General features: G+C 66.8%; 17 protein-coding genes and 1 tRNA gene. 7 read left to right on the top strand and 11 right to left on the bottom strand.

Features of this window, described 5'->3' with window-relative positions; translation table 11 throughout:
- Window positions 1-69: 69 nt before the first annotated feature.
- Together aceF and aceE are read right to left on the bottom strand one after the other, a co-directional pair.
- Window positions 70-1698: a dihydrolipoyllysine-residue acetyltransferase gene (aceF, locus tag HWX22_RS07495; RefSeq protein ID WP_175915325.1), complete on the bottom strand. Its 1629-nt coding sequence runs from the start codon at window positions 1696-1698 to the stop codon at window positions 70-72.
- A gap of 70 nt (window positions 1699-1768) precedes the next feature.
- Window positions 1769-4465, bottom strand: coding sequence for a pyruvate dehydrogenase (acetyl-transferring), homodimeric type (aceE, locus tag HWX22_RS07490; protein ID WP_175908677.1), 2697 nt, complete (start codon window positions 4463-4465; stop codon window positions 1769-1771).
- Window positions 4466-4738: 273 nt separating this feature from the next.
- Here aceE and fixL point away from each other — a divergent pair, with 273 nt between their 5' ends.
- The 4 genes from fixL (at window position 4739) to HWX22_RS07470 (ending at window position 11334) form a co-directional block, all read left to right on the top strand.
- Window positions 4739-7255: an oxygen sensor histidine kinase FixL gene (fixL, locus tag HWX22_RS07485; protein WP_059464201.1), complete on the top strand. Its 2517-nt coding sequence runs from the start codon at window positions 4739-4741 to the stop codon at window positions 7253-7255.
- Window positions 7252-7890: an oxygen response regulator transcription factor FixJ gene (gene fixJ, locus HWX22_RS07480; RefSeq protein WP_006493245.1), complete on the top strand. Its 639-nt coding sequence runs from the start codon at window positions 7252-7254 to the stop codon at window positions 7888-7890. Before fixL ends, fixJ begins: the two co-directional genes overlap by 4 nt.
- Before the next feature lie 244 nt (window positions 7891-8134).
- The gene (gene folD / locus HWX22_RS07475; RefSeq protein ID WP_175908678.1) at window positions 8135-8992 is read left to right on the top strand and encodes a bifunctional methylenetetrahydrofolate dehydrogenase/methenyltetrahydrofolate cyclohydrolase FolD; all 858 of its coding nucleotides are present in this window, start codon (window positions 8135-8137) and stop codon (window positions 8990-8992) included.
- Between the two features lie 254 nt (window positions 8993-9246).
- On the top strand, window positions 9247-11334 hold the full coding sequence (locus tag HWX22_RS07470) for a M3 family metallopeptidase (RefSeq protein ID WP_175908679.1): 2088 nt from the start codon (window positions 9247-9249) through the stop codon (window positions 11332-11334).
- 60 nt (window positions 11335-11394) lie between these two features.
- Here HWX22_RS07470 and dinB read toward each other — a convergent pair whose 3' ends face one another.
- A complete protein-coding gene (dinB, locus tag HWX22_RS07465) occupies window positions 11395-12600 on the bottom strand; it encodes a DNA polymerase IV (RefSeq protein WP_175915405.1) in 1206 nt (401 codons plus the stop codon).
- 170 nt (window positions 12601-12770) lie between these two features.
- Here dinB and HWX22_RS07460 point away from each other — a divergent pair, with 170 nt between their 5' ends.
- Window positions 12771-13463 carry an aspartate/glutamate racemase family protein gene (locus HWX22_RS07460; RefSeq protein WP_175915324.1) on the top strand — a complete coding sequence of 231 codons (693 nt, stop codon included), beginning with the start codon at window positions 12771-12773 and terminating at the stop codon, window positions 13461-13463.
- A gap of 82 nt (window positions 13464-13545) precedes the next feature.
- Here HWX22_RS07460 and HWX22_RS07455 read toward each other — a convergent pair.
- A tRNA-Met gene (locus tag HWX22_RS07455) sits at window positions 13546-13622 on the bottom strand.
- Between the two features lie 181 nt (window positions 13623-13803).
- Here HWX22_RS07455 and xth point away from each other — a divergent pair.
- Complete coding sequence (xth, locus tag HWX22_RS07450; RefSeq protein ID WP_208456622.1) at window positions 13804-14580, top strand: exodeoxyribonuclease III; 777 nt, start codon at window positions 13804-13806, stop codon at window positions 14578-14580.
- A 25-nt stretch (window positions 14581-14605) separates the two neighbouring features.
- Here the strand turns inward: xth and HWX22_RS07445 are convergent, their stop codons facing one another.
- The 4 genes from HWX22_RS07445 to glnA form a co-directional block, all read right to left on the bottom strand.
- The gene (locus HWX22_RS07445; protein ID WP_175915323.1) at window positions 14606-16732 is read right to left on the bottom strand and encodes a prolyl oligopeptidase family serine peptidase; all 2127 of its coding nucleotides are present in this window, start codon (window positions 16730-16732) and stop codon (window positions 14606-14608) included.
- A 79-nt stretch (window positions 16733-16811) separates the two neighbouring features.
- Window positions 16812-18341 (bottom strand): nitrogen regulation protein NR(I), encoded by a 1530-nt coding sequence (gene ntrC, locus HWX22_RS07440; RefSeq protein WP_059535886.1) that lies wholly within the window; start codon window positions 18339-18341, stop codon window positions 16812-16814.
- A gap of 46 nt (window positions 18342-18387) precedes the next feature.
- Complete coding sequence (glnL, locus tag HWX22_RS07435; protein WP_059817862.1) at window positions 18388-19530, bottom strand: nitrogen regulation protein NR(II); 1143 nt, start codon at window positions 19528-19530, stop codon at window positions 18388-18390.
- Window positions 19531-19691: 161 nt separating this feature from the next.
- Complete coding sequence (gene glnA / locus HWX22_RS07430) at window positions 19692-21107, bottom strand: type I glutamate--ammonia ligase (protein WP_059535891.1); 1416 nt, start codon at window positions 21105-21107, stop codon at window positions 19692-19694.
- Between the two features lie 406 nt (window positions 21108-21513).
- Between glnA and HWX22_RS07425 the strand changes: the two genes are divergently transcribed.
- Window positions 21514-21978 carry a rhodanese-like domain-containing protein gene (locus HWX22_RS07425; protein ID WP_059535893.1) on the top strand — a complete coding sequence of 155 codons (465 nt, stop codon included), beginning with the start codon at window positions 21514-21516 and terminating at the stop codon, window positions 21976-21978.
- Window positions 21979-22091: 113 nt separating this feature from the next.
- Here the strand turns inward: HWX22_RS07425 and HWX22_RS07420 are convergent, their stop codons facing one another.
- The 3 genes from HWX22_RS07420 to HWX22_RS07410 form a co-directional block, all read right to left on the bottom strand.
- Complete coding sequence (locus HWX22_RS07420) at window positions 22092-22907, bottom strand: molybdopterin-binding protein (protein WP_059535895.1); 816 nt, start codon at window positions 22905-22907, stop codon at window positions 22092-22094.
- Window positions 22904-23731: an EI24 domain-containing protein gene (locus HWX22_RS07415; RefSeq protein ID WP_059535897.1), complete on the bottom strand. Its 828-nt coding sequence runs from the start codon at window positions 23729-23731 to the stop codon at window positions 22904-22906. Before HWX22_RS07415 ends, HWX22_RS07420 begins: the two co-directional genes overlap by 4 nt.
- A 111-nt stretch (window positions 23732-23842) precedes the next feature.
- Entirely contained in the window at window positions 23843-24817 is a 975-nt protein-coding gene (locus tag HWX22_RS07410) for a sterol desaturase family protein (protein ID WP_059690959.1), read from the bottom strand.
- Window positions 24818-24828: the final 11 nt, after the last annotated feature.

Genomic DNA, 24828 nt, shown 5'->3' with positions numbered 1-24828 from the left:
AGCCAGTTCAACGACAGGGCGTGGATCACCGAAAGAAAACCCACGCCCCGCGAGCACGCTCCCCGCTCATCAAAGAATGATGCGACGGAAATCGGCAAGCAACGCACCGAGATACGCATTGAACCGCGCGGCTTCCGCGCCATCGATGACACGATGGTCATACGACAGCGACAGCGGCAGCGTCAGACGCGGCACGAACTGCTTGCCGTCCCACACCGGCTTCATCTGACCGCGCGACAACCCGAGGATCGCGACTTCCGGCGCGTTGATGATCGGCGTGAAGTTGGTGCCGCCGATGCCGCCGAGCGACGAAATCGAGAAGCAGCCGCCCTGCATCTGGTCCGGCTTCAGCTTGCCGTCGCGCGCGGCCTTCGACAGCTCGGCCATTTCCTTCGCGATGTCGACGAGGCCCTTCTTGTCCGCGTCGCGGATCACCGGCACGACGAGACCATTCGGCGTGTCCGCGGCGAAACCGATGTGGTAGTACTGCTTGAACACCAGGTTGTCGCCGTCGAGGCTCGCGTTGAAGGTCGGGAATTTCTTCAGCGCGGCGACGACCGCCTTGATCACGAATGCGAGCATCGTGAACTTCACGCCGGCCTTCTCGTGCTCCTTGTTCAGCTGCACGCGCAGCGCTTCGAGCTCGGTGATGTCCGCTTCGTCGTTGTTCGTGACGTGCGGGATCATCACCCAGTTGCGATGCAGGTTCGCGCCCGAGATCTTCTTGATGCGCGACAGCGGCTTCGCCTCGAACGGGCCGAACTTCGCGAAGTCGACCTTCGGCCACGGCAGCAGGTTCAGCTCGCCGCCGCCTGCCGGCGCGGCTGCCGCGCCCGGCGCTGCGCGCTGGCCCGTCATCACGCCCTTCACGAAGCCCGTGATGTCTTCCTTCGTGATACGGCCCTTCGGACCGCTACCCTGCACGCGTGCGACTTCGACGCCGAGTTCGCGCGCAAACTTGCGCACGGACGGCGATGCGTGGCTCGCGCGATACTCGCCCGACGGTGCGGCGGCCGGCGCGGCAGCAGCCGGAGCCGGCGCGGCCTTCGCGGGGGCCGGTGCGGCGGCGGGTGCCGGCGCGGCAGCGGCCGGTGCCGGTGCGCTCGCTTGCGGCGCGGCGGCCGGCGCGGCGCCGGCGGCGTCGAGCAGCACGATCAGCGTGCCTTCCGACACCGAATCGCCCACCTTGACCTTGATTTCCTTCACGACGCCGGCGGCCGGGCTCGGCACGTCCATCGTCGCCTTGTCCGATTCGAGCGTGACGAGCGACTGCTCCTTCTCGACCGTGTCACCGACCTTCACGCCGATCTCGATCACCGGGACGTCCTTGTAGTCGCCGATGTCGGGCACCTTCACCTCGAGCGTGCCGCCCGACGCAGCGGGAGCGGCAGCCGGCGCGGCTGCGGCCGGTGCCGGCGCTGCTGCCGGCGCGGCCGCGCCGTTCACCTGCGCCGCGGCGCCGCCTTCGAGCAGGATGATCAGCGAGCCTTCCGATACGGAATCGCCCACCTTGATCTTCACTTCCTTGACCGTGCCGGCTGCCGGGCTCGGGACGTCCATCGTCGCCTTGTCCGACTCGAGCGTGACGAGCGACTGCTCGGGCTCGACCGTGTCGCCCACCTTCACGAGCACCTCGATGACGGGCACGTCCTTGTAATCGCCGATATCCGGCACCTTCACTTCGATCGCTTGACTCATCTTTTTGTGTCTCCATGGCCGCGCGCGCCCCTCCCGGAAGCGGCGCGCGGCATCACACGGCGCGTGTGCGTTAAACGGTCATCGGGTTGGGCTTCGACGGATCGAGGTTGTACTTGGCAATCGCGTCCGCGACCACCTTGCGCTCGATCGTGCCTTCGTCGGCCAGCGCGTTCAGCGCGGCGACGGTGACCCAGTGACGGTCGACTTCGAAGAAGTGACGCAGCTTCTCGCGGGTGTCCGAACGACCGAAGCCGTCCGTGCCCAGCACGACGAAGCGGCGATCGATCTGGCCGCGGATCTGGTCGACCAGCGCGCGCACGTAGTCGGTCGATGCGATGACCGGGCCTTGCGTGTCCTTCAGGCACTTCTGCACGTGCGACAGGCGACGCTCTTCGGTCGGATGGAGCAGATTCCAGCGCTCGATTTCGTGACCTTCACGCGCGAGTTCGGTGAAGCTCGGCACGCTCCACAGGTCGGCCGCGACGCCCCAGTCGTTCTTCAGCAGGTCGGCGGCGGCGATCACTTCGTTGAAGATCGTGCCCGCGCCGAGCAGCTGCACGCGCGGCGCCTTCTGGTCGGCGTCCGCCTTCTTGAACGCGTACATGCCCTTGATGATGTCGGCCGCCACGTGCTCGCCCTGCGGAATCGCCGGGTGCTCGTAGTTCTCGTTCATCACCGTGATGTAGTAGTACACGTCTTCCTGGTCCTGCACCATGCGGCGCAGACCGTCCTGGATGATCACCGCGAGTTCGTAGCCGAACGTCGGGTCGTAGCTCACGCAGTTCGGCACCGATGCCGCCCACAGGAGCGAGTGACCGTCTTCGTGCTGCAGGCCTTCGCCGTTCAGCGTCGTGCGGCCCGCGGTGCCGCCCAGCAGGAAGCCGCGCGAGCGCATGTCGCCCGCCGCCCATGCCAGGTCGCCGATCCGCTGGAAGCCGAACATCGAATAGAAGATGTAGAACGGCACCATGATCTCGCCGTGCGTCGAATACGACGTCGCCGCCGCGATCCAGTCGCACATGCCGCCCGCTTCGTTGATGCCTTCCTGCAGGATCTGGCCGGTTTCCGATTCCTTGTAGAACATCAGCTGGTCGGAATCTTCCGGCACGTACTTCTGGCCTTCCTGGTTCCAGATACCGATCTGGCGGAACAGGCCTTCCATGCCGAACGTACGCGATTCGTCCGGGACGATCGGCACGACGCGCTTGCCCAGCGCCTTGTCCTTCAGCAGGATGTTCAGGATCCGCACGAACGCCATCGTCGTCGAGATCTCGCGGCCTTCGCCCGTGCCCTTCATCAGCGGCTCGAATGCGTCGAGCGCCGGCACCGGCAGCGACGTCGCCTTCTCGCGGCGATGCGGCAGGTAGCCGCCGAGGTCCATGCGCTTCTGGCGCATGTATTCGAGTTCCTTCGAACCTTCCTCGAACTTCAGGTACGGCACGTCGGCGATCTGCTCGTCGGTGATCGGCAGGCGGAACTGGTCACGGAACTTCTTCAGTTGCTCGACCGGCAGCTTCTTCTGCTGGTGCGTGATGTTCATCGCCTGGCCCGACTCGCCCATCCCGTAGCCCTTGATGGTCTTCGCGAGAATGACGGTCGGCGCGCCCTTCGTGTTGGTCGCTTCGTGGAATGCCGCGTAGATCTTGTGCGGGTCGTGGCCGCCACGGTTCAGCGCCCAGATGTCGTCGTCCGACCAGTCGGCGACGAGCGCCTTCAGTTCAGGCGTGTTGAAGAAGTGCTCGCGTACGAACGCGCCCGACTCCGACTTGTACGTCTGGTATTCGCCGTCGACGACTTCCATCATGCGACGCATCAGCGCGCCCGTCTTGTCGCGTGCGAACAGCGCATCCCAGCGGCTGCCCCAGATGACCTTGATCACGTTCCAGCCGGCGCCGCGGAATTCCGATTCCAGTTCCTGGATGATCTTGCCGTTGCCGCGCACCGGGCCGTCGAGACGCTGCAGGTTGCAGTTGATCACGAACACGAGGTTGTCGAGCTTCTCGCGGCTCGCCATGCCGATCGCGCCGAGCGATTCCGGCTCGTCCGTCTCGCCGTCGCCGAGGAACGCCCAGACCTTGCGGCCGGCGGTCTTCGCGATGCCGCGCGATTCCAGGTACTTCATGAAGCGTGCCTGGTAGATCGCCATGATCGGGCCGAGACCCATCGACACGGTCGGGAACTGCCAGAAGTCCGGCATCAGCCACGGGTGCGGGTATGACGAGATGCCCTTGCCGTCGACTTCCTGGCGGAAGCTGTCGAGCTGCTCTTCCGACAGGCGGCCGAGCAGGAACGCGCGCGAGTACACGCCCGGCGACGAGTGGCCCTGCACGAACACGAGATCGCCGCCGTGCTGGTCCGACGCCGCGTGCCAGAAGTGGTTGTAGCCGACGTCATAGAGCGTCGCGGCCGATGCGAACGACGCGATGTGGCCGCCGACGTTCGTGTCCTTGCCTGCGCGCAGCACCATCGCCAGCGCGTTCCAGCGCGTGTACGAACGGATGCGGTGCTCGACGTCCTGGTCGCCCGGAATCTTCGCCTGGGCTTCGACCGGGATCGTGTTGATGTACGGGGTGTTGGCGGAGAACGGCAGGTGTTCGCCGTGCATGCGGGCGAATTCGATCTGTTTTTCGATCAGGTAGTGCGCGCGGCCCGTGCCCACGGAGGAGATCACGCCGTCGAGCGACTCGAGCCATTCAACGGTTTCTTGCGGGTCGTCGTCACGATCGGCGGCGACATATTTCATCACTTCGTTCGGTACAGCGGACATTCTCGTCTCCTGGGTCCTGGAATGTGAGGATCGCTCTCGTGCAGACGACGCGACGCGGCCGGCTGCGGGCAAGCTCCGACGGATTGTAATGATCGTGCACGGCCACGCGCAACAAAATTTTCGAATTGTGAGATCTTTTCTCGCAATGCGGAATATTGCTGCACTGCACCCTCGTTTCGGGCCTCTCCGGCACGCGCCGCGAGCACAAATCCGTTTCCGTTCAACATATCCGGTATGGGTTTTCCATGTATTGCGCTGCGCTACAATCCTGCCATGTTGACCGATCGGCTTTTCGCACGCTCGGCGCGACCGTCGGGCCCGCCGGCGGAGTCGCAGCCGTCCCGCTGGCACCACGGACCGTGGTGGTCCAACTCCTATTTGCTGACGCCGCTGCTGTCGATCCTCGTGTTCCTCGTGGTGATGAGCCTGATTCTATGGAGCCTCAATCGCCGCGAACAGCAGCAGCAGGAAGACACCCTGTTCCGTAACGTCGCCTGGGCGCAGCAGCAGATCCGCCTGTCGATGACGGGCGCGCAGGAGCAGCTGCAGGCGCTGTCGCGCGATCTCGCGTCCGGCCGTCTCGACCAGAACGCATTCCAGATGGCCGTCGCGGACGTGATGCAGACGCATCCGGAAATCCTCTATCTGAACTGGTACACCGCGCCCGGCGTGCAGCGCTGGCCGACCGTGCACCCGCCGCTGCTCGGCCAGCGGCTCGCGAAGCCCGGCGACGCGCAGATGCAGGACGCCGTGCGCGGCGCGTACGACGAGGCGCGCAGCACGCGCCGCCAGGCCTATTCGCCGCTGATCTACGACGACTTCGGCAACGGCTTCATCACGCTGCAGACGCCCGTGATGCGCGGCGACCGCGAATATCTCGGCTCGATCGCCGCGGTGTTCTCGGTCGAAGGGATCCTGAAGCACGACATCCCGCAGGAGCTGTCGTCGAAGTACAAGATCTCGATCACCGACTCGAACAACCGCGAGCTGTCGTCCACGTCGACGCGCCCGCGCCTGCCGCGCGACTCCCACTACGACCTGCCGCTCGATCCGCCCGGCCAGGGGCTGACCGTGCGCGTGTACGCATTCCCGCAGCTCACGAACCTGACCAACAACACGCTCGTGTGGCTGGTCGCCGGCCTGTCGTGCTTCGTGCTGTGGAGCCTCTGGAGCCTGTGGAAGCACACGCGCCAGCGCTTCGAGGCGCAGCAGGCGCTGTACGCGGAAGCATTCTTCCGCCGCGCGATGGAAAACTCGGTGCTGATCGGCATGCGCGTGCTCGACATGCACGGCCGCATCACGCACGTGAACCCCGCGTTCTGCCGGATGACGGGCTGGGACGAGACCGACCTCGTCGGCAAGGTCGCGCCGTTCCCGTACTGGCCGCGCGACGCCTACCCCGAAATGCAGCGCCAGCTCGACATGACGCTGCGCGGCAAGGCGCCGAGTTCGGGCTTCGAGCTGCGCGTGCGGCGCAAGAACGGCACGCTGTTCCATGCGCGCCTCTACGTGTCGCCGCTGATCGACAGCTCGGGCCGCCAGACCGGCTGGATGTCGTCGATGACCGACATCACCGAGCCGAAGCGCGCGCGCGAGGAACTCGCGGCCGCGCACGAGCGCTTCACGACGGTGCTCGAAAGCCTCGACGCCGCCGTGTCGGTGCTCGCCGCCGACGAAGCCGAGCTGCTGTTCGCGAACCGCTACTACCGCCATCTGTTCGGGATCCGCCCGGACGGCCACCTGGAGCTGTCCGGCGGCGGCTTCGACCGCGCGCAGGCGTCGTCCGACTCGATCGACATGGTCGACGCGTTCGCGGGCCTGCCGGCCGCCGCGCTGACGAGCAGCACGGCCGACGCGCAGGAGGTGTACGTCGAGAGCATCCAGAAGTGGTTCGAGGTGCGCCGCCAGTACATCCAGTGGGTGGACGGCCACCTCGCGCAGATGCAGATCGCGACCGACATCACGACCCGCAAGAAGGCGCAGGAACTCGCGCACCAGCAGGAAGAGAAGCTGCAGTTCACGAGCCGATTGATGACGATGGGTGAAATGGCGTCGTCGATTGCTCACGAATTGAACCAGCCGCTCGCCGCGATCAACAACTACTGCTCGGGCACGCTCGCGCTCGTGAAGAGCGGCCGCGGCACGCCCGAAACGCTGCAGCCCGCGCTGGAAAAGACCGCGCAGCAGGCGCTGCGCGCGGGGATGATCGTCAAGCGGATCCGCGAATTCGTGAAGCGCAGCGAGCCGAAACGCCAGCCGGCGCGGGTCGCGGACATCGTCGCCGACGCGGTCGGGCTCGCCGAAATCGAGGCCAGGAAGCGCAGGATCCGGATCGTCACGGAAATCCTCGCAAGAATGCCTATTATTTATGTCGACCCCGTGCTGATCGAGCAGGTGCTCGTGAACCTGATGAAGAACGCGGCCGAGGCGATGGCCGACGTGAAGCCGGCGTCGGCGGACGGCGTGATCCGCGTCGTCGCCGACATCGACGCGGGTTTCGTCGACATCCGCGTGATCGACCAGGGTCCGGGCGTGGACGAAGCGACCGCCGAACGCCTGTTCGAACCGTTTTACAGCACCAAGTCCGACGGCATGGGCATGGGGCTGAACATCTGCCGTTCGATCATCGAATCGCATCGGGGGCGTCTGTGGGTGGTCAACAATGTCGAACCGGACGGCCGCATTTCCGGCGCGACATTCCACTGCAGCCTGCCCATTGGGGAACCCGCTGATCTCGGCCAAGGGGGGCGCGAGGCATCGGCATCACATACCGTTACGGGAGAACTATGAATAGCCCTGTCACCACCACTCAGGAAACTGTCTTCGTCGTCGACGACGACGAGGCCGTACGGGACTCGCTGCGCTGGCTGCTGGAGGCGAACGGCTATCGCGTGCAATGCTTCTCGAGCGCCGAGCAGTTCCTCGATGCCTATCAGCCGGCGCAGCAGGCCGGCCAGATCGCCTGCCTGATCCTCGACGTGCGGATGTCGGGCATGAGCGGCCTCGAACTGCAGGAACGCCTGATCGCGGACAACGCCGCGCTGCCGATCATCTTCGTCACGGGCCACGGCGACGTGCCGATGGCGGTGTCGACGATGAAAAAGGGTGCGATGGACTTTATCGAGAAACCGTTCGACGAGGCCGAGCTGCGCAAGCTCGTCGAGCGGATGCTCGACAAGGCCCGAAGCGAAAGCAAGAGCGTCCAGGAACAGCGCGCCGCGAGCGAGCGCCTGTCGAAGCTGACCGCGCGCGAGCAGCAGGTGCTCGAGCGGATCATCGCCGGCCGCCTGAACAAGCAGATCGCCGACGATCTCGGGATCAGCATCAAGACGGTCGAAGCGCACCGCGCGAACATCATGGAAAAGCTCAACGTCAACACGGTCGCCGATCTGCTGCGCCTCGCGCTGTCGAAGAAGCAGGCCTGAACGTCGCGCGCGGCCGCGGGGCACCTGCCCGGCCGGCCGCACCGTCACCCTGCCGCGCCGTGCGATGCGGCCCACTCGCGCGGCGCGGCCCGGCGCTTCCTCCCGGCGCGCCGGCACCGCCGCCATGACGCTTTCCTTGTATTCGCTGTCGGACGACGGCAGGCGACCGGTATAATTGCGTGTTTTGCTGCGGCGCTTCGCGCGCCGCACGCCCGCATTCCAACTTCCCGGCAGGACCACCACCATGACAGCCCTCCTCATCGACGGCAACGCCCTCTCGAAGACCTTGCGCGCGCAGGCCGCCGAACGCGCCGCCGCCCTGACCGCACGCGGCCACCAGCCCGGTCTCGCGGTGATCCTCGTCGGCGCCAACCCGGCGAGCGAAGTCTACGTGCGCAACAAGATCAAGGCGTGCGAGGACAACGGTTTCTTCTCGCTGAAGGATGCGTACCCGGACACTCTGTCGGAAGCCGACCTGCTGGCGCGCATCGACGAACTGAACCGCGACCCGAAGATCCACGGCATCCTGGTCCAGCTGCCGCTGCCGAAGCACATCGACAGCCACAAGGTGATCGAGGCGATCGCGCCGGAGAAGGATGTCGACGGCTTCCACGTCGCGAACGCCGGCGCGCTGATGACGGGCAAGCCGCTGTTCCGCCCGTGCACGCCGTACGGGGTGATGAAGATGTTCGAAGCACATGACATCCCGCTGCAAGGCGCGAACGCCGTCGTGATCGGCCGCTCGAACATCGTCGGCAAGCCGATGGCGATGCTGCTGCTCGAAGCCGGCGCGACCGTGACGATCTGCCACAGCAAGACCCGCGACCTCGCCACGCACACGCGTCAGGCCGACGTCGTGGTCGCCGCGGTCGGCAAGCGCAACATCCTGACGGCCGACATGGTCAAGCCCGGCGCGACGGTGATCGACGTCGGCATGAACCGCGACGACGCGGGCAAGCTGTGCGGCGACGTCGACTTCGCCGGCGTGAAGGAAGTCGCCGGTCACATCACGCCGGTGCCGGGCGGTGTCGGCCCGATGACCATCACGATGCTGCTGATCAACACGATCGAAGCCGCCGAGCGCGCCGCCGCGGCCGCCTGATCGCAACGCGATCGCCCCTGCCCGCCCAGCCGGCGCGCATTCGTGCGCCGGCGTCTGGCCGGCCGCCGTCGCGGCCGCGCCGTTGCACCAAACTCCCCCGTATCCGACCCCGCACCGAGCGCAACCAATCGCGTCGTTAGAAACTAACGATTGGAAAGCGCGCGATGCGCCCCAATAATGTCGGTATCGGGCGCCGCCGCATCGCGCCTCACCCTTTTCACTCCGGTTCATCCGGCAACAGACAGGGAGTCTTAATGTCCGCCAGCGCCAACACCAATCCGCTCCTCGATTTCTCCGGCCTGCCCCGCTTCGGCGAGATTCGTCCGGAACACGTGACGCCCGCGCTCGACACGCTGCTCGATGCCGCCAACCGCGCGGTCGACACCGCGAGCGCACCGGCGACGCCGGCGACGTGGGCCGCGATCGTCGAGACGGTCGAGCAGGCGACGGAACCGCTCGGGCGTGCATGGGGCGTCGTCGGCCACTTGAACGCGGTCGCCGATACGCCGGAGTTGCGCGCCGCCTACGGCGAAAACCTGCCGCGCGTGACCGAGTTCTGGTCGAGCGTCGGCCAGAACCTCGCGCTGTACGAGAAGTACAAGGCGATCGCCGCGAGCGCCGAATACGCGACGCTGTCCGTCGAACGCAAGAAGATCCTCGACAACGCGCTGCGCGATTTCCGCCTGTCGGGCGCCGAGTTGCCCGAGGACCAGAAGCCGCGCTTCGCGGAACTGCAGGAGCAGCAGGCTGCGCTGTCGAAGGCGTTCTCCGACCACGTGCTCGACGCGACCAACGCGTATGCGTATTTCGCGCACGACGAAGCCGAGCTGGCCGGCCTGCCGGGCGACGCGATCGAAGCGGCCCGCGAAGCCGCGCAAAAGGAAGGCAAGGAAGGCTGGAAGTTCACACTGCACTTCCCGTCCTACTTCCCGGTGCTGCAGTACGCCGAGAACCGCGCGATGCGCGAGACGCTGTACCGCGCGTATGCAACCCGCGCATCGGAACTCGGCCCGCAGTACGGCGGCGGCAAGGCCGAGTGGGACAACACGGCGATCGTCGCCGACGAACTGAAGCTGCGCCGCGAAGAAGCGCAGATGCTCGGCTACCGCAACTTCGCCGAAGTGTCGCTCGCGCCGAAGATGGCCGAATCGCCGCAGCAGGTGATCGCGTTCCTCGAGGATCTCGCGACGCGCGCGCGCCCGCACGCTGACAAGGATTGGGACGAACTGCGCGCGTTCGCCGCGAAGGAACTCGGTCTGGCCGAGCTCGCGCCGTGGGACGTCGCGTTCGCGGCCGAGCGGCTGCGCCAGCAGCGCTACGCGTTCTCGGAAAACGAGGTCAAGCAGTATTTCCCGGAACCGGCCGTGCTGAAGGGCCTGTTCACCGTCACCGAAACGCTGTTCGGCGTGCGGATCAAGCCGGACGACGCACCGGTGTGGCACAAGGACGTGCGCTTCTTCCGCGTGGAAAACCGCGACGGCTCGCTCGTCGCGCAGTTCTATCTCGACCTGTATGCACGCGAAGGCAAGCGCGGCGGCGCGTGGATGGACGATGCGCGTGCGCGCGCGAAGCGCGGCAACGCCGTGCAGACGCCGGTTGCGTATCTGACCTGCAACTTCTCGGCACCGGTCGGCGGCAAGCCCGCATGCTTCACGCACGACGAAGTCATCACGCTGTTCCATGAATTCGGCCACGGGCTGCATCACATGCTCACGCGCGTCGACGAACTCGGCGTGTCGGGCATCAACGGCGTCGAATGGGATGCGGTCGAACTGCCGTCGCAGTTCATGGAAAACTTCTGCTGGGAATGGGACGTGCTGTCGTCGATGTCGTCGCACGTCGATACGGGCGCCACGCTGCCGCGCGAGCTGTTCGACAAGATGATCGCCGCGAAGAACTTCCAGAGCGGCCTCGGCACGCTCCGCCAGATCGTGTTCTCGATGTTCGACATGCTGCTGCACGTCGACTTCGACCCGGCCGGCACGACCGGCGTGAACGCATTCGCGCGCGAGATCAACGAGCGCTACCACGTGATCCCGCAGGCAGCGTTCTCGCGCTGGCCGAACACGTTCAGCCACATCTTCGCGGGCGGCTATGCGGCCGGCTATTACAGCTACAAGTGGGCGGAGGTGCTGTCGGCCGACGCGTACGCGGCGTTCGAGGAAGCGGCTGCCGCAAGCGGCAGCGTGCTCGACGCGGCGACCGGCACGCGCTATCGCCGCGAGATCCTCGAAGTCGGCGGCAGCCGGCCAGCGATGGATTCGTTCAAGGCGTTCCGCGGCCGCGAGCCGGAAATCGACGCGCTGCTGCGCCACAACGGGATGGCTTCCCCCGCGCACTGAGCATGCGCTGCCCGGCTCGTCCGGCAGCATCGAAAGGCACCGCTTCGGCGGTGCCTTTTTTCATGGTGCCGGCGTTTCGCCGCCGACTTCGTCCGTGTTGTCGGTGTTGCGGTCGGCCTCGTCGTCGAACAGCGAAAACTGCCCGTGACGCTCGGCCGTATCCTCGTCGATGCGCACACCGACGCCGAGCAGCCGCACGGCCTGCGCGCGCCGCTGCAGCCCCTTCGCGAGCAGCGTGACGGCCGTCTGCGCATTCGTCGCGTCGGCCACGCACTCGACCGTCGTGCGCTGGAAATCGGCGAAGCGGATCTTCACGTACAGCTTGCGGATCGTGCGGGCCGCGCCCGCGCGCGCGATGCGCGCGTCGAGTTGCACGACCAGGCGGCGGATCTCGTCCGCGCATTGCTCGAGCGTCGTCAGGTCGGTCACGTAGGTCATCTCGACGCTGACCGACTTGCGCTCCTGATCGGCCTGCACCGGCCGCTCGTCGATTCCGCGCGCCAGCTGGTACAGCCGCCGGCCGAACGCGCCGAATTCGCGATGCAGGTCGATCAGCGACCAGTCGCGCAGCTGCGCGCAGGTCTGGATGCCGAGCCGGTCGAGCCGCGTGGCCGTCACCTGGCCGACGCCGTGCAGCTTGCGCACCGGCAACGCCGCGACGAATGCATCGACCTCGTGCGGGCGCACGACAAACAGGCCGTCGGGCTTGTTCCAGTCGGACGCGATTTTCGCGATGAACTTGTTCGGCGCGACGCCCGCCGACACCGTCACGCCGACCGTGTCGTACACGCGCTGGCGAATCTCCCGCGCAATCAGCGTCGCGCTGCCCTGGCACAGTTCGGAGCCGCTGACGTCGAGGTACGCCTCGTCGAGCGACAGCGGCTCGACGTCACGCGTGTAGTCGCGATAGATCGCCATGATCTGCCGCGACGCGGCGCGGTATTTGTCCATCGCGGACGGCAGGATCAGCAGGTCCGGGCACTTGCGCATCGCCAGCGCCGACGACATCGCCGAATGCACGCCGTAGCGCCGCGCCTCGTAGTTGCAGGTCGCGATCACGCCGCGCTGGTCGGGCCTGCCGCCGACCGCGAGCGGCCGGTTGCGCAGCGACGGGTCGTCGCGCATCTCGACCGATGCGTAAAAGCAGTCGCAATCGCAATGGATGATCTTGCGCACGCGCGACGGCGCGTCGCCGGGTGGCGGCACGCGCGGATCGGCAGGCGGGATGATGGTCGGATTCACGGTGCCGATACTGTACAAAAACACAGTGGCCGTTTCAACTGTCACGTGCTGTCGCGTTCGGTCGCCTCCACGCAGTTCCGGCACGTCCCGACCGGCCGCACCGTACCGGTCTGCTTCGCGCGGATCGTACCGCCGCGCGCAAGGACCGCCCCCTATACTCGTCTGCCACAGGTTACGAAACGCACGGGTGACGGATGAAGACGATCGGACTGATCGGCGGGATGAGCTGGGAATCGTCGGCGGAGTACTACCGGATGATCAATCGCCATTCGAAGGCGCTGCACGGCGGCCATCACAATGCGAAGAGCGTGCTGGTCACGGTGGATTTCGCTGAAATCGAAGCGCTGCAGCGCGCGCAGGACTGGGCCGCGCTCGGCGAGCGGATGGCCGATGCCGCGCGCCGGCTCGAAGCGGCCGGCGCCGACCTCATCGTGCTGACGACCAACACGATGCACCGCGTGCACGGCCCGATCGAGGCTGCGGTGGCGCTGCCGTTCCTGCACATCGCCGATCCGACCGGCGCCGCGCTGCGTGCAGCGGGCGTCGAGCGCGTCGCGCTGCTCGGCACGCGCTACACGATGGAACTGCCGTTCTACGCGGCGCGTCTGCGCGACAAATTCGGTCTCGACGTGCTGGTGCCGGACGAATCCGCGCGCAGCGACGTGCACCGGATCATCTACGACGAGCTGTGTCATGGCGTGATCGATGCAGGGTCGCGCGCGACCTACGTGGCCATCATCGACGAGCTGGCAACACGCGGCGCGCAGGCGGTGATACTCGGCTGCACGGAAATCACGCTGCTGATTGGTGCGGACGATTCGCCGCTGCCGGTGTTCGATACGACCGCACTGCATGCGAAGGCGGCGGTCGAGTGGGCGGCGGGCTGAAAACAAAAAACCCGGCACGAGGCCGGGTTCCTGTCGACGAAGCGCGCATCGGTCACTTGCGCTGCACATCGTCTGGTGTGCTTGGTTGCGGGGGTAGGATTTGAACCTACGACCTTCGGGTTATGAGCCCGACGAGCTGCCAGACTGCTCCACCCCGCGTCAGAGAAATAAATTATAGGGTGATGAAGTACTCACGTCAACACTTTTGTCACAATTTCTTTGCAGGTCGTCGATAACGCAATGCATCGCGCCTGCTTCGCGTCGCGTGTCGCGCGCGTTCGCGCCCCTTGCTCGCGGTAAGATGGCGGCCTTCGCATTCACCCCGCACGCATTCCCGTTCATGAAAATCGCCACCTGGAACGTCAACTCGCTCAACGTCCGCAAGCAGCACGTGCTCGACTGGCTCGCGCAAAGCGGAACCGACGTGCTGTGCCTGCAGGAACTGAAGCTGCCCGACGAGAAGTATCCGCGCGCCGATCTCGAGGCTGCCGGCTACCGCAGCTGGTTCACGGGCCAGAAGACCTACAACGGCGTCGCGATCCTCGTGCGCGACACGCTCGCCGTCGACGAATCGGACGTCGTGCGCAACATCCCCGGCTTCGACGATCCGCAGCAACGCGTGATCGCCGTGACGGTCGACGGCGTGCGCATCGTGTCCGCCTATTTCCCGAACGGCCAGGCGCCCGACTCCGACAAGTTCGTCTACAAGATGCAGTGGCTCGACGCGCTGCATGCGTGGCTGAGCACCGAGATGCAGCGCTACCCGAAGCTCGCGCTGCTCGGCGACTACAACATCGCGCCGGAAGACCGCGACGTGCACGACCCGGCGAAATGGGAAGGCCAGAACCTCGTGTCGCCGCAGGAGCGTGCGCACTTCGCGAAGCTGATCGAACTCGGCTTCGTCGATGCATTCCGCCGTTTCGAACAGCCGGAGAAGACCTTCACGTGGTGGGACTACCGGATGTTCGCGTTCCGCCGCAACGCGGGGCTGCGTATCGACCACGTCCTGCTGTCGCCGGCGCTCGCCGCCACCTGCACGTCGTGCGAAGTCGACCGCGTGCCGCGCACGTGGGACCAGCCGTCCGACCACACGCCCGTCGTCGCGATCGTCGGCTGAGCCCCCTGCCCGCTCACGCCCGCGCTCAATCGCGCGCGGGCGCGGGCCCGAGATGGGCCCACAGGAAGCCGAATTCCGCCGCATCGGATTCGGCGCGCTCCAGATCGTCGGCGCTGCCGTGACCGCCGTCGGTGTTCTCCCAGTACCACACGCGTTCGTGTCCGAGCGCATGCATGCGCGCGGCCATCTTGCGTGCATGCGCGGGATGCACGCGGTCGTCGCGCGTCGACGTCGTCAGCAGCAGCGGCGGATACACGATACCGTCGCGCACGCGGTGATACGGCGAGTAGGCGGCAAGCGCCGCGCCCTCGCGCGCATCGTCCGGGTCGCCGTACTCGTCGAGCCATGCGGCGCCCGCGTGCAGCTTCGGATAGCGCCGCATGTCGAGCAGCGGCACGCGGCACAGCACCGCGCCGAACAGTTCCGGACGCTGCACCATGCAGGCGCCCACCAATAGCCCGCCGTTGCTGCCGCCCTCGATGCCGAGCTGCGCGGCCGTCGTCACGCCGGTGCGGATCAGGTCCTCGGCCACCGCGATGAAGTCGTCGAACGAGCGCTGCCGATGTTCCCGCTGCGCGTCGACGTGCCAGCCCGGCCCGAATTCGCCCCCACCCCGGATGTGTGCGAACGCCGCGACACCGCCGCGTTCGAGCCACGCAATGCCGAGTGCATCGCTGTAGCCCGGCAGGTTCGGAATCGCGAAGCCGCCATAGCCTGACAGCAGGCACGGGCGCGCGACGCGGGTGCGGCCGTCGGCGCGCTCCGGCGCATCGAGTGCATCGAGCGCGTCACGCGGCCCGATCAGCGTGTACGGCACCACCGTGCCGTCGCGCGAACGGGCATTCGCGCGGCGCACGACGAGCCCGGCCGCATCGAACCGCACCGGCGGCCGGTCGAGCAGCACGCGGCGCGACGGCGCATCGGCCGCGCGATCGGCCAGGTCGGCGAGCCAGCATTCGGGCGGATCGAGATAGGTATCGACGTCCACGTACACGTCGTCGTTCAGCGTCGACTCGACCGGCTCGACGTCGATCTGCGCATCGCCCGGCCAGTCGAACGGCCGCGCGTCCCACGTCCACGCGCCGTCCTCGCCCTGACGCGGCTGCCACAGCATCGTGCGGTTGTGCACGTCGTCGAGCCAGCTCGCGATCAGCATCGTGCGCGTGTGCGTCCACGTGCAGGCGGACGTCGACGGCCGCGGCGCGAACAGCGTCGTGAGCTCGCGCGACCCCGCCAGGTACGCCTGCTCGCGGATCGCGAGCAGCGAGCCGCCCGCGTGATGCACGCCGCCGCAGTCCCAGTCGAGCCGCGGCTCCAGCACGAGCCAGCCTTCCCAGAAGCCGACCTCGACATGCGTCGGCACGTCGTAGCGCGCCCACTCGCCCGCGTCGGTCAGCCAGTACGCGTGTGCGTCGAAGAAATCCACGCTGCGCCACGCGACGTGACGGCCATCGATCGGGTCGAACCACGCGCCCGCGCTGATGTCGTCGGGTTCGCCGCGAAACACGACCGGCGCATCGGCGAGCGGCGTGCCGCGCACCCAGCGGCGCGCGTCGTACGGATAGCCGGCCGCGGTCGCATGCGCTTCGCCGCGATCCCAGCTCACGTAGACGGTATCGCGGTCGATCCAGCCGACCGTGTGATGCCCCGGCTCGTCGATCATGAAACCGCCGTCGACGAAACGACGCTGCACGAGATCGAACTCGCGCACGACGACAGCGTCGGCCCCGCCGGGCGACAGCGACAGCAGCGCGCGGTCACCGTCGGGGTACAGGATCGCGTCCTGCTCGAACACCCACGACTCGCCCTCTTGCGCGCCGAGCGCGTCGACGTCGAGCAGCGTTTCCCATTCGGGCCGGCCGGCGCGCCAGTCGTCCCAGCGCGCGCGGCGCCACAGTCCCTTCGGATGGAGATCGTCCTGCCACAGGTCGTACGCCCAGTCGCGCCAGCGGGTCGGAATCACCGGGCGTTCGCGCGGCAGATACGCCTGCGCAAGCCGCGCGGTGAGCGCGCGATACGCATCGTCGTCGCGCAGCGCGACACGCGTGCGCGCGTTCTGCTCGTCGACCCAAGCGCGGGCACGCTTGCTGTCGAGCGCTTCGAGAAAGCGGAAGGGATCGGCCCCGGCGGGCCAGCGGAAGGAATCGGACATGACGGAACGCACCTGACGGCAAACCGCGATTATGTCCGATCACGGCATGCGCGACGTCCGCGCATGCCGCGACAGAGGTTTACGGCTCCAGATGCAGTTCCTGGATCTTGCGCGTGATGGTGTTGCGGCCGATGCCGAGCCGCTCCGCCGCCTCGACCTTGCGGCCGCGCGTGAAGTCGAGCGCCTCGCGAATCACGGCTGCCTCGAAGCGGCGCGCGAGCTCGTCCATCACGTCGGCCGAATTCTCGCGCAGCAGCCGCGCGACTTCGGTGCGCAGCCCGCTTTCCCACATCGGATAGCCGGCCGGCGCACCGTTCGGCGCGGCCGCGACGGGCGCCGCCGTCAACGGGACGACACCGGCCGCCAGCTGCGCGCGCGCCGCGTCGCCCGCGACGCCGCCGCTCACGCCGCCGAGTGCATCCGCGCCATCGGCCGTCGCGGTCACCGGCGCGCCTGCTGGCACGAGGTCGGGCGGCAGGTCCTTGATCTCGACCGTCTGCGCGGGCGCCATCACGGTCAGCCAGTTCGCGAGGTTCTCGAGCTGCCGCACATTGCCGGGAAACGGCAGCGACGTCAGATACGCGAGCGCTTCGTCCGACACGCGCTTCGGCTCGACGCCGAGATCGCGCGCGCTCTTCTGCAGGAAGTGCCGCGTGAGCAGCGCGATGTCCTCGCTGCGTTCGCGCAGCGGCGGCAGCCGCAGCCGGATCACGTTGAGCCGGTGGTAAAGGTCCTCGCGGAACAGCCCCTGCCGCACGCGCGCCTCCAGATTCTGGTGCGTCGCGGCGATCACGCGCACGTTCGCGCGCAGCGGGTTGTGGCCGCCGACCCGATAGAACTGGCCGTCCGACAGCACACGCAACAGGCGCGTCTGCAGATCGAACGGCATGTCGCCGATTTCGTCGAGGAACAGCGTGCCGTTCTCGGCCTGCTCGAAGCGACCCTGGCGCGTCGTCTGCGCGCCGGTGAACGCGCCACGCTCGTGGCCGAACAGTTCGGATTCCAGCAGGTCCTTCGGAATCGCCGCCGTGTTCAGCGCGATGAACGGGCCGTTCGCCCGCGGGCTGTGACGGTGCAGCGCCCGCGCGACGAGTTCCTTGCCGGTGCCCGATTCGCCGGTGATCAGCACGGTCGCGGCCGAATGCGACAAGCGGCCGATCGCGCGGAACATGTCCTGCATCGCAGGCGCCTGGCCGAGCATCTCGGGCGCCTCGGCGACGCGCTCGTCCTGCGGCGCGCCGCCGCGCAGGCTCTCCTCGACCGCGCGGCGAATCAGCTCGACGGCCTTGTCGACGTCGAACGGCTTCGCGAGATATTCGAACGCGCCGCCCTGGAACGCCGCGACGGCGCTGTCGAGATCGGAGAACGCCGTCATGATGATGACGGGCAGGCCCGGCAAACGCTCGTGCATCGCCTGCAACAGCTCGAGGCCGGAGCCGCCCGGCATCCGGATGTCGGACACGAGCACCTGCGGCGTCTCGTGGTCGAGCGCGGCCAGCGCGTCGCGCACGTTCGCGAAGCTCTTCGTCGCGAAGCTGTCCCGGGCGAGTGCCTTTTCGAGCACCCAGCGGATCGATTGGTCGTCGTCTACTATCCAGATCGGCTTCATAGGTCGGTCAGGTATGGGTGAATCCGGTGAATCGCCATGCCGTCGCTCAGTGATCGAGCGGCAGCAGGATCTGAAATTCGGTACGGCCGGGCCGGCTCTCGACCTCGATCATCCCGTCGTGCTGCTGCACGAAGGTCTGCGCGAGCGTGAGGCCGAGGCCGCTGCCGTCGTCGCGCCCGGACACGAGCGGGTAGAAGATCCGGTCGCGGATCTCCTCCGGAATGCCGGGCCCGTTGTCGACTACGTGCAAGTCCAGTGCCAGCTTGTACAGGCGCTTCGCGATCGTCACCTTGCGCGCGACGCGCGTGCGCAGCTCGATCTTCGCGTCGCCCTGCGCGATCCGTTCGCGCAGCGCCTGCGCGGCGTTGCGCACGATGTTCAGCAGCGCCTGGATCAGCTGCTCCTTGTCGCCGCGCAGGTCCGGCACGCTCACGTCGTAATCGCGCTCGATGGTGAGCCCGCGCGGAAATTCCGCGAGCATCACCGCGCGCACGCGTTCGCACACTTCATGAATGTTGACGTCGCCGACGATGTGCGGATGCCGATGCGGCTCCAGCAACCGGTCGACGAGCGTCTGCAGCCGATCGGACTCCTTGATGATCACCTGCGTGTATTCGCGCAACTCGCCGCGCTCGCGCTCGCTCAGTTCGAATTCGAGCAGCTGGGCTGCGCCGCGAATGCCGCCGAGCGGGTTCTTGATTTCGTGCGCGAGGTTGCGGATCAGTTGCTTGTTGACCGCGGTCAGGTCGTGGATGCGCTCCTCGCGATCGGTGCGCGACTGCCGTTCGTTCTCGAACAGCTCGACGAGCACGAAATCGGGCGCGGTCTCGAGGAAGCCGACGATCGCGTGCACGTGCAGCGGTTCGCGGCCCGGCCGGTCGAGCACGGTATCGAGATGCGTCGCGTGAAAGCGCTCCTCGCCGATCGCGGTGATCGTCGACGCGAGCTCGTTCGCGTTCGGGAAAATCTCGCCCCACGGCCGCTGCGCGAGCTGCCGGCGCGAGATGTCGAGCATCGCCTCCGCGGACGGGTTCGCGAACGCGACCCGCAGCGTCTTGCGGTCGAGCACGATCACGACCGTCGGCAGCGCTTCCAGCCCGGCAAGCAGGCCCGAGCGCGAGAGCCGCTCGTCGTCCGTCAGTCGCTCGGGCTGCCCCGTCCTCGCCTTGATCAGATTCTTCAGAGCCATCGTGCGTGTCGTCGCGCCTCAGCGGGTCGGAAAATGGAAATGCTCGGAACAAAAAAGGGACGGCTGGACGCCGTCCCCTTTCAGACTCCGCGGTTCCCGCCGCAAGCCGCGCGACGGGAACGAACCGGCATGACGGCGCTGAATCGAAGCGCCATCGCCGATTACAGCGAGTAGTACATCTCGAACTCGATCGGATGCGTCGTCATGCGGAACTTCGCCAGCTCCTGCTCCTTCAGCGCGAGGTACGCATCGATCATGCCGTCGGTGAACACGCCACCGCGCGTCAGGAACTCGCGATCCTTGTCGAGCGCTTCCAGTGCCTGGTCGAGGCCTGCGCAGACGGTCGGGATCTTTGCATCCTCTTCCGGCGGCAGGTCGTACAGGTTCTTGTCCGCGGCTTCGCCCGGGTGGATCTTGTTCTGCACGCCGTCGAGACCGGCCATCATCAGTGCCGTGAAGCACAGGTACGGGTTGGCCATCGGGTCCGGGAAGCGCGTTTCGATACGGCGGCCCTTCGGGTTCGACACGTGCGGAATGCGGATCGATGCCGAACGGTTGCGTGCCGAGTAGGCGAGCTTGACCGGTGCCTCGAAGTGCGGAACCAGACGCTTGTACGAGTTCGTCGTCGGGTTCGTGATCGCGTTCAGCGCACGGGCGTGCTTGATGATGCCGCCGATGTAGAACAGCGCGAATTCCGACAGGCCGGCGTAGCCGTTGCCCGCGAACAGGTTCTGGCCGTCCTTCCAGATCGACTGGTGAACGTGCATGCCCGAACCGTTGTCGCCGACGACCGGCTTCGGCATGAACGTCGCCGTCTTGCCGTACGAGTGCGCGACGTTATGGATGATGTACTTCGACCATTGCGTCCAGTCGGCGCGCTGCACCAGCGTCGAGAACTTCGTGCCGATTTCGTTCTGGCCCTGGCCCGCCACTTCGTGGTGGTGCACTTCGACCGGGATGCCGAGCTGTTCGAGCAGCAGGCACATTTCCGAACGCATGTCCTGGAACGTGTCGACCGGCGCGACCGGGAAGTAGCCGCCCTTCGTGCCCGGACGGTGACCCGTGTTGCCGCCTTCGAATTCCTTGCCTGCCGACCACGGCGCTTCTTCCGAGTTGATCTTCACGAAGCAGCCCGACATGTCCGTGTTCCACTGGACCGAGTCGAAAATGAAGAATTCCGGCTCCGGACCGAAGTAGGCGGTGTCGCCCAGGCCCGTGCTCTTCAGGTACGCTTCGCCGCGCTTCGCGAGCGAACGCGGGTCGCGCTCGTAGCCCTTGCCGTCGGCCGGCTCGACCACGTCGCAGGTCAGCACCAGCGTCGATTCTTCGTAGAACGGGTCGATGAATGCGGCGGTCGGGTCCGGCATGAGCAGCATGTCCGACGCCTCGATGCCCTTCCAGCCGGCGATCGACGAGCCGTCGAATGCATGACCGCTTTCGAACTTGTCTTCGTCAAACGCCGAAACCGGCACCGACACGTGCTGTTCCTTGCCGCGCGTATCCGTGAAGCGGAAATCGACGAACTTGACGTCCTCGTCCTTCACGAGCTGCATGACGTCGGCGACGGTTTTACTCATAACCTCTTCTCCTGATTGAACAATTCCGGCGGACTGGGAACCGCCTCGTTTATCGAGCTGCCCGGAGTCTGGCTTTGGCGCAGCGCGCCCCGGGTCGACCGAATTCTATATAGCAGCAACCGTGCCAGCCATGCACAGAAGCGACATGAATCGCGCCAGACCGCGCCACGGCAGGGCCCGGCTGCGCGATTCCGGGGCCAGGCGCCGCATCGGCGATCGCATGGCCGCACCTCCATGGTGCAAATGGCGAAGCATGCCCATGCCGTAGATTCATTCTGGTGCACGCACGCCATTCTGCACTTTTTTGGTGAATGCGTGGGCGGTGCATACCCTGCCGGGCAACCGGACATCCGCGCGGCGGCGCCGCGCTAGAATGATTGTTTGACCGATACGGAGACCTCCTGCCATGAGTACGCTCGACCAGCTTTACGCGAAGGCCGAAGAACGCCGCGCCCAGGGCGCGCTCCACTATGCCGGCGCACTGCTGCCGGTCGAGGCATTCGAACTGCTGCAGCTCGACCCGTCGGCACGCCTCGTCGACGTGCGCACCCGCGCCGAGCTCGACTGGATCGGCCGCCCGCTCGTCGGCGACGGCCAGTACCTGCACCTCGAATGGACGCGCTATCCGGGCGGCGTGCCGAACGCCGAATTCGTCGATCAACTGAAAGCGGCCCTCCCGGCCGATACGCCCATCCTGTTCCTGTGCCGCAGCGCGGCGCGCTCGAAGCTCGCCGCGGTCGCCTCGACGCAGGCCGGCTTCACGAAGGCCTTCGACCTGCTCGAAGGCTTCGAGGGCGGCAAGGATGCCGAAGGCCACCGCAAGACGGTCGACGGCTGGTGCTTCCGGAAACTGCCGTGGATCGGCGCCTGACGGCGCATCCGCCCAGGCACGCCCGACTGCGACATCGTCGAGCCGGGCGATGACATCCCGATGACGGGCCGCATTGCGCGGCCCGTGGTTTTTGTGCGGCCGTTGCGCGGCCCTCAGGCGCGCGGCACGTCCGGTTCGACCACGTCGCCGCCGAGCAGGTGCACGCCTTCGCGCAGCTTCACGAACGCGGCCGCGACCGCCTCCGGCTCGCCCTTCACGCCGAGATCGATATGCCGGCGCGCGTAGATCCCGCCGCGCTCGGCATCGCCGACGCTCGGCAGGCTGAACACGCGCACGCCCGGGAAATCGCGCTCGATCTTCTCCATCAGCGGCGTGAGCGTCGATTCCGGCAGTTCGAACACGTACAGCGAGCGCTCCGCGTGCGGCGTCGCGTGATGGAGATGCTGGTACTTCGTATCGAGCACCCATTCGATCATGGGCCACGCCATCACCGGAAAGCCCGGCACGAAATGGAGATCGCCGACCGAGAACCCGGGAATCCGGTTGTAGCCGTTCGGGATGATCGTCGCGCCCGCCGGGAACACGCCCATGTTGAACCGGTGCTGGTTTTCCGGCGATTCGAAATCGACCGGCCTGGCCGGATCGGTGTGCGTCTCGCGGATGCGCTCCGAGATCAGCGCCTTCGCTTCCGGGTGCAGCTCGAGCGGCACGCCGAGCGCGGCGGCCGCGCACTGGCGCGTGTGGTCGTCCGGCGTCGCGCCGATCCCGCCCGTGGAAAACACGATGTCGCCGGATGCGACCGCGCGCGCGATCGTCGCGGTGATCCGCGCCGGATCGTCGCCGACGTATTCGGCCCAGTCGAGCGCGAGGCCGCGCGCGCCGAGCAGCTCGATGACCTTGGCCAGATGCTTGTCCTGCCGGCGGCCCGAAAGGATTTCGTCGCCGATGATGATGATGCCGATGCTCATGCCTGCCCCATGTCGATTGCGGTGGCGCGCGAACTTGCGCGCAGGTCGTCCAGCGCGCGCAGGCAATAGTGCCCGAACCACAGCGCCGAAAAGACGAGGATGAAAGCGTAAACCCAGATCATGGCCGCCGCCACGAATGGAAACAGCACCATCATCCAGACCGACGACACCCACACGAAGGTCGGCACGGTACCGAGCAGCCCGGTCGCGACGCCGATGCCGATCAGCGGCCAGCGATGCTGCCGCACCAGCGCACGGCGCTCGTCGCGGCTCGCGTGCTGCGCGAGCGCGTCGTAGGTCATCACGCGGTAGGTCAGCCAGCCCCAGATCACGGGCGGCAGCAGCGCGAAGAACGGCGGAATCAGCCACAGCGGGATCGTGACGACGAGCAGCACGACGCCGACGACGGCCGCGCCGAGCGAATTGAACACGCTGCCGAAGAACGTGCCGCCCCGCTTCGCCTCCAGCGCGGCGAACTGCCGGTTCGACAGGTGCTTGATCACGACCGGCATCGAGATCGTCGCGATCAGCAGCAGCACGGTCAGCACGATCAGCGGAATCGCGAGCGATACGACGACGAACGGCGCGACGACCGCATGCAGCTGCGACATCCCGATCGCGTCGAACATGCGGTACAGCACGGCCGTGAGCACGAAGCCGTCGAGCGCGCCGCGCGCGGCGTCGATCAGCGTCTGCCACGAGAACCACAGCACGACGCCCCACAGCAGCGCCGAGACGACGAACGGCATCAGGGTGAGCCACAGCATGCGCGGATGCAGCGCGCTGACGAAGGCCCGGACGAAGGAGCGCAGCAAGTCGTTCATGCGAACCTGTATCGACGAAGAAAAACGGGGAAAGGATAAACCACACGGCCCGCATGCGCCAAAGCGCATGCGGGCCGTGCGGGAGAGCCGTTCAACGGGAAAGCGACGGGGTCAGGCCGACGCCGCGCCGCGCTTCGCGGGAACGAGGCGCCGGAAGATGCGCACGAACGCGAGGCCGTGCTGCGCCCAGAAGCCGTCGCCGTAGGACACGCCTTCGATCTGCTCGCGGATGCCGGTCGGCTCGACCGTGCGGTTCCACGACGCGGTGCCGAACATCATGTCCCACCACGGGAACAGCACGCCGAAGTTGCAGCCGTACTTGGTGCCTTCGTGGCCGTAGCCGACCGCGTGGTGGCGCCGGTGGAAGGTCGGGCTCACGAGCAGGCGCTCGCCGAGCCGGCCGAACGACAGCCGCGCATTCGTATGCTGGATGCTCTGCATGAAGTTCGTGACCGCGGTCAGCACGACGAACTGCGACGGCGTCACGCCGATCACGAGCGCGATCGACGCGAAGAAGCACGACTGGATCACGTCGTCGAGCAGGTGGTTGCGGTCGTCGCACCACAGCGACATCTGCCGCTGGCTGTGATGCACCGCGTGCAGTTCCCACCAGATGCCGAACTTGTGCTGCCAACGGTGATACCAGTAGCCGGCGAAGTCGAGCACGACGAGGTAGATCGCGAACGCGACGATCGGCCGCGACGTCACGCCGGGCCACAGATAGTCGAGGTTGACGTTCACGACACCGTGCAGGCGCAGCCATGCCTGGAAGCCGTCGAACACCGGCTGCAGCGCGAAGAAGAAGAACAGCGCGTAGATGCCGAGCTTCGCGATCGCCGTATAGATCACGTCGACCCGCACCGCGCGGCGGTTCTGCCAGCGCTCGACCGGCAGCAGCGCCTCGAGCGGGCGCAGCAGCACGAACATCAGCACCATCTGCAGCGCGCCGATGATCACCCAGTACAGCGCGTCGTAGGTGTCCTCGTCATAGCCCATCAGGTTGAACTTGAAGAGGAGCGGCTGCACGACGTCGACGTACAGCCAGGTCTGGATGTCCGACACGAACGCATCGATCAGGTGCAGCATCGCTCGCCTCC

The organism is Burkholderia sp. BCC1638, from assembly GCF_902833195.1.
Lineage (GTDB): Bacteria > Pseudomonadota > Gammaproteobacteria > Burkholderiales > Burkholderiaceae > Burkholderia > Burkholderia diffusa.
This window is presented reverse-complemented; position numbering and strand designations above follow the sequence as displayed.